11 protein-coding genes and 1 pseudogene are annotated in these 12,294 nt (G+C 32.0%); 7 read left to right on the top strand and 5 right to left on the bottom strand.

The window, feature by feature from the left end; translation table 11 throughout:
* The gene (locus ACFX4W_RS14230; RefSeq protein WP_377559625.1) at positions 1–339 is read left to right on the top strand and encodes a hypothetical protein; all 339 of its coding nucleotides are present in this window, start codon (positions 1–3) and stop codon (positions 337–339) included.
* A 1,505-nt stretch (positions 340–1,844) separates the two neighbouring features.
* Complete coding sequence (locus ACFX4W_RS14225) at positions 1,845–2,027, top strand: hypothetical protein (protein ID WP_075420184.1); 183 nt, start codon at positions 1,845–1,847, stop codon at positions 2,025–2,027.
* 354 nt (positions 2,028–2,381) lie between these two features.
* On the opposite strand, the gene ACFX4W_RS14220 is transcribed toward ACFX4W_RS14225, so the two are convergent.
* Positions 2,382–2,963 (bottom strand): type 1 glutamine amidotransferase family protein, encoded by a 582-nt coding sequence (locus tag ACFX4W_RS14220; RefSeq protein WP_322552720.1) that lies wholly within the window; start codon positions 2,961–2,963, stop codon positions 2,382–2,384.
* A gap of 464 nt (positions 2,964–3,427) precedes the next feature.
* Between ACFX4W_RS14220 and ACFX4W_RS14215 the strand changes: the two genes are divergently transcribed.
* Entirely contained in the window at positions 3,428–3,568 is a 141-nt protein-coding gene (locus ACFX4W_RS14215) for a hypothetical protein (protein ID WP_377559623.1), read from the top strand.
* Between the two features lie 267 nt (positions 3,569–3,835).
* Here ACFX4W_RS14215 and ACFX4W_RS14210 read toward each other — a convergent pair whose 3' ends face one another.
* Complete coding sequence (locus ACFX4W_RS14210; protein WP_377559621.1) at positions 3,836–4,276, bottom strand: YaiI/YqxD family protein; 441 nt, start codon at positions 4,274–4,276, stop codon at positions 3,836–3,838.
* Positions 4,277–5,019: 743 nt separating this feature from the next.
* On the opposite strand from ACFX4W_RS14210, the gene ACFX4W_RS14205 reads away from it, so the two are divergent.
* Complete coding sequence (locus tag ACFX4W_RS14205; protein ID WP_322552721.1) at positions 5,020–5,508, top strand: CBO0543 family protein; 489 nt, start codon at positions 5,020–5,022, stop codon at positions 5,506–5,508.
* Position 5,509: 1 nt separating this feature from the next.
* Here ACFX4W_RS14205 and ACFX4W_RS14200 read toward each other — a convergent pair whose 3' ends face one another.
* The 3 genes and pseudogenes from ACFX4W_RS14200 to ACFX4W_RS14190 all read right to left on the bottom strand — a co-directional run bounded on the left by ACFX4W_RS14200 (position 5,510) and on the right by ACFX4W_RS14190 (position 8,187).
* Positions 5,510–5,695, bottom strand: a complete 186-nt coding sequence (locus ACFX4W_RS14200) for a hypothetical protein (RefSeq protein ID WP_377559619.1) — start codon at positions 5,693–5,695, stop codon at positions 5,510–5,512.
* A 55-nt stretch (positions 5,696–5,750) separates the two neighbouring features.
* Positions 5,751–6,224 (bottom strand): annotated as a pseudogene (locus ACFX4W_RS14195) (L,D-transpeptidase); the annotation flags it as partial.
* Between the two features lie 166 nt (positions 6,225–6,390).
* A complete protein-coding gene (locus ACFX4W_RS14190; RefSeq protein WP_377559617.1) occupies positions 6,391–8,187 on the bottom strand; it encodes a GmrSD restriction endonuclease domain-containing protein in 1,797 nt (598 codons plus the stop codon).
* Between the two features lie 695 nt (positions 8,188–8,882).
* On the opposite strand from ACFX4W_RS14190, the gene ACFX4W_RS14185 reads away from it, so the two are divergent.
* The 3 genes from ACFX4W_RS14185 to ACFX4W_RS14175 all read left to right on the top strand — a co-directional run bounded on the left by ACFX4W_RS14185 (position 8,883) and on the right by ACFX4W_RS14175 (position 12,200).
* A complete protein-coding gene (locus ACFX4W_RS14185) occupies positions 8,883–9,992 on the top strand; it encodes a SagB/ThcOx family dehydrogenase (protein ID WP_098580469.1) in 1,110 nt (369 codons plus the stop codon).
* 2 nt (positions 9,993–9,994) lie between these two features.
* Positions 9,995–11,218, top strand: a complete 1,224-nt coding sequence (locus ACFX4W_RS14180) for an MFS transporter (protein WP_098580470.1) — start codon at positions 9,995–9,997, stop codon at positions 11,216–11,218.
* Positions 11,219–11,453: 235 nt separating this feature from the next.
* On the top strand, positions 11,454–12,200 hold the full coding sequence (locus ACFX4W_RS14175; protein WP_377559614.1) for a hypothetical protein: 747 nt from the start codon (positions 11,454–11,456) through the stop codon (positions 12,198–12,200).
* Positions 12,201–12,294: the final 94 nt, after the last annotated feature.

Below are 12,294 nucleotides of genomic sequence, written 5' to 3'. Positions count from 1 at the left end.
ATGAGTGAGTTACTAGACAGACTATTTATATGGCTGTTTCTCCTGTTGGTAAGCATATTTTTAGTCCTTATTTCTATTCTCTTGCCAGTTACTATTCATGAGAGTGAAGAGCTACGAGTAGCAATGTTTGGTTTTCCCATTCCATTTGCTCAACAAGATTTAATGAGAATTTACAGAGATTATGCAGTGGACTATCCCCATAAGTTTACCATTAGCTTTGGTATGTTAGAAAATGTAAGTGACATTTATTTCTATAAAATCCCCTTTTTCTTTTCAGTTCTTATTGTTTATATAGGATTGCTAATTATAAGATATCTACACAATCGATTCTTGTTGTAATTAATCCTAATAAAGACTGTACATACCTTATAAAATCTTAGTTAACATAATGTAATTTTTCGGAACACTTTAAAAAATAAAAGAAGAAAAAAGAATTTCATATATTGATATAAACCTTGGTATATAAGGGTTTATAAGGTTTTTTCGAAAGAGAATAATAACTCATATACAAGTTAGTTTTAACCCCTATGAGGGTTATTCTTAACTCTAATAAGGAGTTGATATTAACTATATAATAGCCTTTAAGGCTATAAGAGCAGGCTTAAGCCTGCTTTTGATACATCTCGTATCAAAAATAATACAAGATGCATCATTTTCTATACATAAATGTTTCATAGCTGGTGAAACATTTATGTGAATGATTTATATCCTAATTGAGCACACTATTGAAAAGTTGGAGAGATGTTCATTTTCAATCCTTCATTGTGTACTATGAATAAGCTAAAAGAAAAACCTACTGTCTATGTTCAGTAGGTTTTTCTCTTTTCTATACATGAGTTCTTACTAATTTGAACAAACTAATCCAGAGGTCAATATATGATTTCAAAAACAACTTCTAATTACTCACTATTCACAGAAAAAACTACTGGAGCATGGTCAGTAGTTTTTTCTGTTTTTACGCTGTATATGGTAGACATGTTAAGTTAACATAAGGTCAATAAAGTATAGAATCCCCTCAAGAGGGCAGACTGCTAAAGTTCGTTGGATCGGATCATATACAATACCTGTTGTATGTAAATAGCTTTATTTCTTGTTCCAGTTGCAGACTTCCTAACAAGTCTGTTTCTTTTTATTTAATAATTATAAAAATGAATAACAAATAACATCTTGAGCAAACTAATAAAGTCAACGTGATCTGTTCTTTATAAGAACGGAACATAAAAAACCACTGGTTATGTGCCAGTGGTTTTTTCTTTTTGATACATAAGCTATTTATAGCTTGGGCAAACTACCCAAGACGCCGTGAGGCATCTACCACTTTTCTTATTTGAATTCTCAACAGAAAAAAACTCCTGATCGCCTATGGAGTTTTTTTCTGTTTTTAAGCTGTATACGATATGCAATCGTAGTTAACATAATGTCTCTTAACGGAAGATATCAAAAAAGAGAAACCTTGGGAGACAAGGCTTCTCAAAAGGGTTCTCTTTATGAATTATGCAGCTTTTTATTCATCCTTGATATGACGGCCTTTACTCGATACCCAAGTGGGAGGAGGATGTATAAAAAGTGCACATTTTATTCATATGTTACCCCTATAAAAAATTGCCTATATGTGAAAAATGTGATGAAAATAGCTTATTCTATACATCAAATATGTATGAGATCTACTAAAAGCAGCCGAAATAATCAAGGTTGCTCTTTTTTTGCCTAAAATCGTGTTGCTAGCGAATTCATATGCAAAATTAAAAGTCTTTTCGTGAGTAGTTAGTTGTATTAGTAATTTCCTCATACTACCTCTTATTTTCTTCAATACAAATCAAATAATACGTTTAGGAGGTGTTTTTATGCCAGAACACGGTTTCAATGAAACACATGATAATAACAATCATAGCAATAGTTATGATACAAACGGTGGAAGTATCCAACCAGTAGATGTACCCCAATCTGTCGGAAATAAAATTCCTGCTGAAAACGATGGAATAACTGGAAAAGTAAATGCAAACCTCGGATACCATCCAAAAAAATAGCACGAAAAAACCGCCCTACAAAAGTAAGGCGGTTCTCCGATAAGCTTTATCTTACAAAACTAAAATCATGTAGAATCTTTATATTTTGGAAATTATACCATTTAACAAAAAAAAGAGCAATCCTAAAGTACTCTTTTTCTCAGTAAAAACTAACACAAAATGTGTGCATTGGTGCTCAAGGAGTGTTCAATAAAGTATAGAAAAGAACACCTTTCTATCGAGAAAAGTGCCCTTACTCCAAGATAACATGTGCGTGCAAATTAATTATAGCATGATATTTCTTTGAAAATTAATACATATTATAAGATTAAACTACTCAAGATACCGAGAAGTACCTCCACTCTAGAATCTCATTTACCTTTTAATAAAACCAATCTTAAATAAATCGTACCACTCTTCTAATTCTTTACCTTTTAGAACATCTAATTTTTCTAAAATATCTCTCGAAAATTCTAATGCACCACTTCCATTAGCAGTAATTAGGCAGCCATCACTAACAGATTGTGCTTCTATATAGTTTTCGTCACCTCGATAATTAGGTGCTCCTTCTTTTAAATAAGGTAATGAATTTCCTGTATGTTTATTTTGATCAAGAAACCCATAATTGCCTAAAAAGGTAGTTGCATCACAAATCGCTGCAACAGGAATATTATGTTCAAAACAAAAACTCACAAGCTTCTTTACCTGATGATTTTTCTCTTCTCTCCATCCAGTTCCCCCAGGAATAATTAACATAACAAACTCCAATTTAGAAGAAAAGTCGTGTAAGCTGTAATCTGGAAGAACAGTCAATCCTCCCATTGAAACCTTAGGATTATTATCAATCGCAATTGTTTGAACTTGAAATCCTGTGCCGAGTTTATTTAACTCAGCTGTCACATAACTGGCTTCCCAATCAGCAAAACCATCTGTAATAAAGACCAACACTTTTTTCATCTATATGTCCTCCCTAATTCTTGATTGGAAATATAACCAAGTACATTACTAATCTCCTAACTTAATTTACCATATTTTATATATTCCATAAAATAGAAAATTATATCGTTTGTAAAAGTATACTTTTGCGGACTTTTATTTGATTTTAGTCCAATACTTTAACATATACAGTCTCTTTCTAATTATTTAATTTTTTAGCTACTTATAAGAATTTTTCATGCTGTCCCTAATACTGCTATAAAAACAGAATATTCAATTATTTTAATTTATTTCGTAAGCGATTACATATATAATGAGAATAAGGTTGGATAGCAAGCTTGGCTATCATTGTATATGGCGTAGGCGGGGCCAGTACAAGATGAAAATAGCTTATCATATAAAATATTTTGTTAATTTGTATGTATAAGAGATTGCTAGTTGGACAATAATAAAAAATAGGAACTTGCATAAAGGAGGTCAAACTATTGAGCGAATATAAACAGGTTTTCTCTACATTTATTAATGAAGAACGATTTGATTTACATTCATACCTTACTTATTTATTTATCAATGAATGTCAGGGAGATGTAGTAAATCAGTTAGAACAGAAACATGTAAACCAATAAATTTATAAATAGGAAAAAGGAAAGGGTAAATAATAATGACTGGAAAAATCGTGTAGGTGACTTTATCTTTCTGAGCAGAAGGAATAGGTCGCCTATTGGTATTTCTACTTAAGTATTTAATACACTAAATTCAATGTTAAATCTTTTTAAAGATTAAAGGGCTTATAACAGAAGTACTTTATTATTTACTTAAGCTAACGAGGCAGGTTAGTTTAATATTTGGACAATTTATTTTTCTGGGGTTTTCTTGAAATGGATGGTTCTTTTTTAACGTGAAATTGCTCTTTTAAAAAGCCCCTTAAATCTCTCTCTATCTTCGGGTGTAAATGGTTTTGGCCCCTTTGTACGCTTTCCGCTTTTTCGAGCCATTGCACTCAGATAACGTGTTTGTAATAATTGGTCAATGTTTTCATTTGTATAGCTAGACCCATTATGGTGAAGTACCACACACCCTTTTGCTAAACCTAGCGAAGCAAGACCATAATCTTGCGTAACGATTATATCCCCTTTTTCTACTAACCCCATAATCCGATAATCCGCAGCATCTGCTCCAGAATCAACATAAATGGTTTCCACTCCTGATGGTTGTTCCACATTAGAAAAATGAGAAAAGCTAGTAACAAGGATAACAGGAATTTCAGCATTCGTACCTTCAGAGATAATGATATCTTTTACCGGACAAGCATCTGCATCAACATAAATTTTCATCTTTACCTCTCCCCGTAAATAAGTTTGAGTTGATGATAATGGAAGATTTAGCCTTTGTCAAACGATAAAGATATTTTACCTAAAATTATTAAAAACAGTTGTTGTATTAAGGCGCGCGTTTGATGCTCTCTTTTTTAAAAGGAGAAGCTAATTTGATCTCACGTAACCTTCTAAAGTATGAAAAAGATGTTATTATCACTTATGAAACCCATAATAATGATGTGGTTTCTATTTATTAGGAGTGTGATGATATTTGTTTTTAATTGATTTATGTGAACCTTGTAATGTTGAGGAAATAATAACTCAAATAGATCCTTTTTCTACAATAGATGTAAATACTAAAGTATCTATAACAAAAATAATTTATCATTTACTTAAATAAATTAACGAGTTTTTAATTTAGTATAAATGTTATTGCATATCCTAAATGTTTACGAAAAAATAAGGTATGAAACAATAAATACATAAAAGAAAGAATTAGCCTACCTTAATAAGGCTATCTCTTGGTGCGGAAAATGCCTAATTCGGGGTAAAAACTCCCAAAGCCATTATCATAAGTACTAGCTTTTTCTTCAATGGACAACACTCCTATTCAGTTTTTTAATACCGAACGAATGTAACAATTTGAGAAAAATTTTAATGGTTTATTTTGTTACATTTGCATGACATAGGAAAAACTGTTGCATCGTAAATCATAGAACAGCTAATACTAATTTTACGACTAAGAAAGGAGATGAAACTATATGAAAAGTAAAAAATTAGAAAGACAATTTCTAAAGTGTATAACCGTCATATTTTTAGGTAGCTTACCCTTCGTTTTAAAGAAAACCCCTGTCAAAGACTCACTGTTGGTCTTGTTTATGAATGGATATACAAATGCTATCGTTGACAGATTTCTAGTTAATCGTCAAATACTTCAATACCCTATACGCTTTATACCTAAAGAGTTTAAATCGAATGTTTTATTTGATTTCTTATGTTTACCAACTGTTTCTTTATGGCTTTATCATTTAACAAAAAATGATAATCCTTTTAAAATTGTATACAAGATTGTACTTACCATCAGTTCATTGTTTTTAGTTGAGTTATGGGCAGAAAAATATACGAAATTAATCAAGTGGCAAAAAGGATGGAAATGGTATTACAGCCTTATTAGCCTTAATGTAAGAGCTTTATTTAGTCGTTTAGTAATTGCAATTATTAACATTATACAAAAGAAACAAGAGGGTTGATCTATGCTCCTACTAAAAAAAGTGATCTTGTATCTCCCTCTTGTTTTATAGGTGGAGACTCAACTGGTTCTGCTTCTTCAAAGGTGAACAAATCTAATGGTTCAGTCTCGAATGAATTACCGGATGTTTCGCAACCAGTTAATGCACGGAACAGACCTTCATTTTCCCATCCTGTTAAGCTACCCACAATAGATACTTCACTCACAGGAGCATGAGAAGAACTTGGGAATGCTACTCAGGTATTAGTTGTTTTTCATTTTATAACCTTTGAATTTATAACCATATACGCCCGTAAGATCAACAAAACTCTTATAGGAATAAGTAATCGCAACAGGCGTACCTACTTGAACTTTATCATAAAGCTTTTCAATATCTGCATTATGCATTCTCACGCATCCTTGACTCACGTACTTTCCAATGCTGCTTTCATTTTTGTTGCCATGAATACCGTATGTATCACCATACGTACCGTTAGCATTTAATCCTAACCAACGTTTTCCTAATGGGTTGCGAGGATCGCCCCCAGGAATATGTCCTGTATAGTAAGGGCGGTTTTTAATCTTGTTCACGACTTTAAAAAAGCCAACTGGTGTTTTGTCCCATGTTTTCCCTGTTGCTACTGGATCAACGATTTCAATATAGCCATTGTGAAAATAGGCAAGCTTGTTGTAGTACTTGTTAATAATAATTAAATCCTGATTCGCTGGCTTGCTTGCTTCTCCTGTTTTCCCTTATGTTCCTGCATAGAATACGAATACAAATTAGATTTTTTTCATTTATCTTCAATAAAAGAAAATAGTAAAGCTCTTTGTTTCTATTAGATAGTTCACCATTTATTTATTATAACTCCACTTAAAATAGAGAAACCTATTACTTAAATATTTACAAATTCAAGTAAAAATCTCGAATCTTTTTCGCCATTAGTCTACGTCTCTCTTCTAAAAACAGTTCATAATTTGAAGCGTTCATTGAAAAAATACCTGACGGAATACAATTGACTTCAAGATTCTCTAGAAGCTCATCGATATTTTGAATCTCACCATATTTTACTGTTTTTTTGTTACATTGCTCTTCGACTTCTTTCATATAAATGTCTGGAGATTTGTGCTTGATTACAATGTTTATCTCTTGTTGTGTGTACACATAATTAGCAATTTGATTATATTGATTACGATTGTTGAAACCATTCGACTGTAAATACTTCTTTGGAAATATATGATGAAGATCTCCACGCTCTTCAATTAGATGTTTAATTTCTGTTGCTTTTGATAAAAAAGCTTTATCATTACTTCTGATTTGGGCCATTAAAAACACATGGAAAAATGGGCTACTTGTTACAGAAGTATTTAGACGTGATACAAGGATATTTGACCAAAACGCATCTGATAGTTCTCCCTCTTCTGTATGATGAAGATAATCCTCTATGTCCTTTGCTTGATTAAAACGTCGTACATCAAACTCAAAAGTGGATTCTGGTGAACTCGAGTAACGCGCCGTTAATATAGACAATACAACCCATTTCCTAACGACTTTATTAATCTTTGCTTGTTCAATTCCTTTATCACGTAATAATAAATAAAGAATATAACCAAAATTCAGGACGTGTTGTGAACGAATTAAGCTACTGTGAATGATACCCGTTGATTTAACGATCATTAAAAAACGTTTGAAATTTGTTTCATTTACAAAAGCTAGCACTCCCTCTTCTAGAATTTTAAAAGAATCCTCAGCAATTTCTTCTTTATATTCACGTGTTTCAAAGTCACGTCCCGATAACAAACTTACCAAGTTCGCTAACTTTCCACGTAAGAACTTAAACGTAAACGCGACTCGTAGTAAATCAGAATAATCAGGCACATATAATGATTCGGTATGATTCTTGATCCATCTAATCTTTTGAAAATAGTCAGTAGACGAAAATGTCGTATCATTCGCTCTTATAGCTTCATAATCAGCAGGATTTTTTGCTAAATGGCAAAAATAATCAATCATTTTCCGGATGTTAATACCATTGTAGCTTTCGTTTACAGCAATTTTAGACATGACAAAATCTGCTTGGCTAAGAACAACACCCTGAGAGTTAATACGAATAAAGATTTCTGTTACCGTTTCAATATCAAGTTCATGCGAAAGCTCAATCATTCCCAAACTACTAAAACGAATATTTACTAAATGATTTACCACTTTTCCTATTTGATTCGAATCCACACCTTCATTTTGTTGACAATAATTGTTTACAAACTCAAATAAATTAAACTGGGGTTGAAAAAAAGATGCAATATCTGAAATCCACGCTGAATCCTTTTCAATTGCCGGATTTGCCACTTCAAAGCGCTCTTCAATTGGGTTAAAGGCAATACGAATTCGTTTCTTTTTATAATCCGCACGTACCACTTCCTGACCTAATAAGGCAGCTGTCAAAGCCGTAATTCGCTGCTGACCATCGATTAAAATCTTCTTCCCTATTGCCTGTGTACCATCCTTTAATTTTGTATCTGGATTGCGCCAGGTAATAATATATCCTACAGGAAACCCTTGATATAAGGAATCCATTAAATCACGAACTTTTGATGCATTCCATACAAAAGGGCGTTGTATCTCAGGAATGGCAATTTCTCCTGCATGAATCCAGCCAAGAATGGATTCAATTGTACTATTATTAACCGTATATTTAGACATAATTAATCTCCTTATAATGATTTATCGTCTTCTTTTGTTTAGCCCCTTTTAATTCTTTAGACATTTTTTATCTAGAAGTAATATACCCTTCTCTGCTTGTTAAAACTATCAATAAAGAATATTAATGAAAATATTTATAATTTTCGAACTTGGATATTTATTAGATAGTTCATGTATATGAAAAAACGTATAATAAGGTCTATTATTTTTTATTCGTTGAAAAAGGTTTAATTTTGAGAGTTAATAGACGTTCTGCCATCAGGTTTTTAACTGTCTAAATAGGTGTACCTTTTTAGACTATAGAAATTGAACAGTCTTAACCATAGATTATGTATTTTGTCCTCAATCAATGTAAAAAGCTGGTGTTTTTTGTTACTAAGATAGCCGTAGTATTTGGAAAATCGACATTAAATTATCTATTTTTATTATTTTCAGACAACTAATTGACAAAAAAATCTCTTTGTGGGAAAATAAACCATGTAATATATTACAAATTATCTAAAGGGGGATGAACCATATGACAGTTTTTAAGCCATGCGAAAATGAGTATAAAATTCGTGTTAATTTAGAACACGGTGAAACTTCTCCATCAAAATAATTGTAATATTGAAACCAATTGATGGCTGCCTTTTAAAAGGCAGTCATTTATTTTTAAAATACATATTCTATATCTATTATATTAAGAGGAGGTTATTATGAAATTAAAAGTATCAGACAACATTATTCACTTTTGGAAAGACGGTCATTTTATGGTAGACGATTTTATAAGACATGAACAATACAGCTTAGAACCGTCTATGTTACCTATCTTAAGTTTATTCAAAGAATGGACAAATCCTGAAGATGCATATTTACAATTACAACAAGAAGGAAACATAAAATTTAAAGAAAAAGAGATTAAAGACATAATTACAGCTCTTAAAGAAGTACATATATTAGTAGAAGAGAATAACGAGGAAGAACTAAAATTATCTAATTGGAAAGAATGGGGAACTCCAGCTAAATATTTTCATTTTAATACAAGACTTCTACATAAGGATAATTACTTAGATGTAAACCAAGACTATGATAGGTTAGTTGCTAAAAAACAAAGCATAAAATCTCCGCCCCTATATAAGACTTACCTAGGGGGAAAGGAAATCAAGCTTCCACTTCCAAGGTTTGAGAAGAACCGAGAATTTATTGATACCCTTTTAGAAAGGCAAACTGTTCGTTCTTTTTCCAAAGAACCTATAACTTTAACAGAATTGTCGACTATTCTCTACTTTGTGTGGGGAGCACATTCTTGTAAAAGAGATTCTGGAATAGGTAAGAACCTTTTTAAAACAAGTCCTTCTGGTGGGGCAAGACATCCTATTGAAGTATATCCTTATATATCAAATGTACAAGGATTAGCAAAAGGCTTATATCATTACAATGTACAGAATCATTCCTTGGATGTAATAAAGGAAGGAACTATATCTGATATCGTGGATATGGCAGCTGGACAGGAATATGTCGAGAATGCATCTGTTCTCTTTTTTTATACGGCAGTATTAGAGAGACCTATGTGGAAATATAACAGCCCACGAGTATATAGGATTGTAATGATGGATGTAGGACATTTAAGTCAAACCTTTTACTTAGTGGCTTCATGGCTAAAACTTGGAGCGTTTTTTACAGGACATCTTAAAGATGAATTAGTGGAAGAGAAATTATGTATTGATAAAGAGAAAGAGATCGTCTGTGGGCTTTCAGGGTTAGGACATTTGAGCAGTGAAGTAAAAATGCAAGGAAGAGATTTTAGATTTAAGAAAGAGAGGTAGAAATGAACTCCTTAAAAATTATATTAAAGAATAAAAATTTGAGCATTGTTTTGGGAAGCCAGTTAGTATTCCAGATGGGAATATGGTTTGGAACCATTGGTAATTTACAATTTTTACAAGAACATATTGAATCTCATACCCTTCAAGCATTTTTTCTTGTTATTGGAGGAATTGTAGGGGTAATGATTGGACCATATGCAGGGCGTTATATAGATGCTACCTCCAAAGTAAAAGTATTAAGGCTAGTTGGATTAATGAGGATTACTTCTGTTATTGCTATGTTAATTGCGATATACACAGGTTCAATTTATTGGATGCTCGTATATAGCGTAGGCATTGGTTGTTCAGCCTCTTTTTTTAACCCTACTATACAGACCATTTTACCATCTATCGTTAATAAAGATGATTTAATTACGGTTAATGCTATTAATATAAATATTATTACATTATCTCGAATTTTTGGGGCTGTATTAGCTGGTTTATTGTTAACCATTGCCCCATTATACGTCTTGTTTATCATCGCCCTGATTGCTTATATCACTCTTTATTTCATCAACTTTTTGCTATCTATTTCTGACGATTTACGATTAAAGAATAAAAAAGTTAAAACTAAGTTTACAGAAATTTTCCCTATCATTTTAAAAAATCATGCAATAAAGATCGTATTGGTATTATCTGTGATTCCTTTAATCTTTATTTCAGGTTTTAATTTATTTGTTATTGAAGTTGGTAAAGGACAACCTAGTTTTATTATGGGAATACTTTATTTTGTAGAGGGAGTAAGTATTTTGGTTGCTGGACTATTTATAAAAAAAATAATAAAGAGATATCAAAAACAGGTATTAATCCTTCTGTTCGCTTGTGGGGTGATGGGGGGAGCACAACTTTTGCTTTCATTAACGAATCTCTATATAACGGTTTTAGCATTTGGGTTATTTGGTTTGGCTTATGGTATGTTTAATCCTCTCCTATATACATATTCCCAACAAAAAGTGCCCTCAGACATCCATGGAAGATTTTTTTCATTTAAGACCATGATTGATCGAACCATTATGCAGTTGTGCCTTGTGCTAATTGGATTTTTACTTGATCAAATAGGATATGGCAGCCTAATGATGTTATTAGGCATATGTACTTTTACTTTAGTTATATCTACTTTTATCAATTTAAAAATAAACTCTAGACATACTTTGAATAGAGAAATAAATCATTCTTCAGATTTATAAGGATAAAAAATCTTTTATGAAAATATTTTAATTATATGGAGGGGATTTATGTGTTTATAGGAGATTATATTTATAATTTTGCAGTTATCATTTTTATTATTATTGTAATTTGTTTACTAGTTTTGTTTTGGAAAAAGATATCAAAAAAATAGAAAAAATAGCTAAATTGATATTCCAATTAACCCTTATTTTGCTGTATAATCATACAGGAAGTTACAAAAAAGGGGGAAAAAGGATGAAAAAACTAGTTTCAGCAATAGTTTTGGGGGTTTTAGTTACTAGTGGATCACTGTTTTCAGTAAGCTCGGCTAGTGCAGCTGAAAATGTAGAAGTAAGTCAAGAGGATCTGGCTGCAGTAAAAAGTAATTTTGTAGATTTAGGTATTGATGAAAATACCATAGAAAAATTACTTGAAAAATTTAAAAACGGACAAGAAATTGATGCTGATGTATTGGATGTAGGTCAAGCAGTGAGCAAACATACAGTGCGTGAAGGTGATGTTAGTACTACTACATATACTTTTGCTGATGGATCTCGTTCCCAAACTGAGGAAGAGAAATTGACTTTAAATGAACTGCCTAGTGGTTTAAAGCCGGTTTCTACTAATAGTGGTGGTTTTTCGACTATGAGTATATCAGGTGGAAAATGTACATCAGGTAGTGGCTACAGTAGTTGTAGTGGTAGAAAGGTCAGTTATAGAACAGGAACATATGGATATAGCTTCTATGCATCATATTCATTAGCTAATGGAGCATATGACAAAATTACTTCAGCAGGAAAGTGGAATGTTTGGACAGCAGGTGGAACAGTTACTAATCCTAAAATGCGCACTATCCGTGCTAATGAAACAGGTAATAATAAAGCTGAGGCTAGATTATCAGCTGTGCTTAACTTAGGTAACAGTGCAGGTTCTCTAACAAGAAGCCTTTCTCTAATTGTTGGTTCCGATAAAGCTTATTCCAGATGGAATTCATACTATTAATAAATTAACTGTTAGGCCCTATCAATTTTGATATGGCCTTTTACATTTTTCACTGAAAAGGATACCTTATTTTAGAATACTTAAAGAAAAAATA

The organism is Priestia sp. YIM B13489 (assembly GCF_042787645.1).
GTDB lineage: Bacteria > Bacillota > Bacilli > Bacillales > Bacillaceae_H > Priestia > Priestia megaterium.
This window is presented reverse-complemented; position numbering and strand designations above follow the sequence as displayed.

Coding starts and splice junctions, on each gene's coding strand:
- ACFX4W_RS14230 (WP_377559625.1), top strand. CDS start 1: ATGAGTGAGTTACTAGACAGACTATTTATATGGCTGTTTCTCCTGTTG.
- ACFX4W_RS14225 (WP_075420184.1), top strand. CDS start 1,845: ATGCCAGAACACGGTTTCAATGAAACACATGATAATAACAATCATAGC.
- ACFX4W_RS14220 (WP_322552720.1), bottom strand. CDS start 2,963: ATGAAAAAAGTGTTGGTCTTTATTACAGATGGTTTTGCTGATTGGGAA.
- ACFX4W_RS14210 (WP_377559621.1), bottom strand. CDS start 4,276: ATGAAAATTTATGTTGATGCAGATGCTTGTCCGGTAAAAGATATCATT.
- ACFX4W_RS14205 (WP_322552721.1), top strand. CDS start 5,020: ATGAAAAGTAAAAAATTAGAAAGACAATTTCTAAAGTGTATAACCGTC.
- ACFX4W_RS14190 (WP_377559617.1), bottom strand. CDS start 8,187: ATGTCTAAATATACGGTTAATAATAGTACAATTGAATCCATTCTTGGC.
- ACFX4W_RS14185 (WP_098580469.1), top strand. CDS start 8,883: ATGAAATTAAAAGTATCAGACAACATTATTCACTTTTGGAAAGACGGT.
- ACFX4W_RS14180 (WP_098580470.1), top strand. CDS start 9,995: ATGAACTCCTTAAAAATTATATTAAAGAATAAAAATTTGAGCATTGTT.
- ACFX4W_RS14175 (WP_377559614.1), top strand. CDS start 11,454: ATGAAAAAACTAGTTTCAGCAATAGTTTTGGGGGTTTTAGTTACTAGT.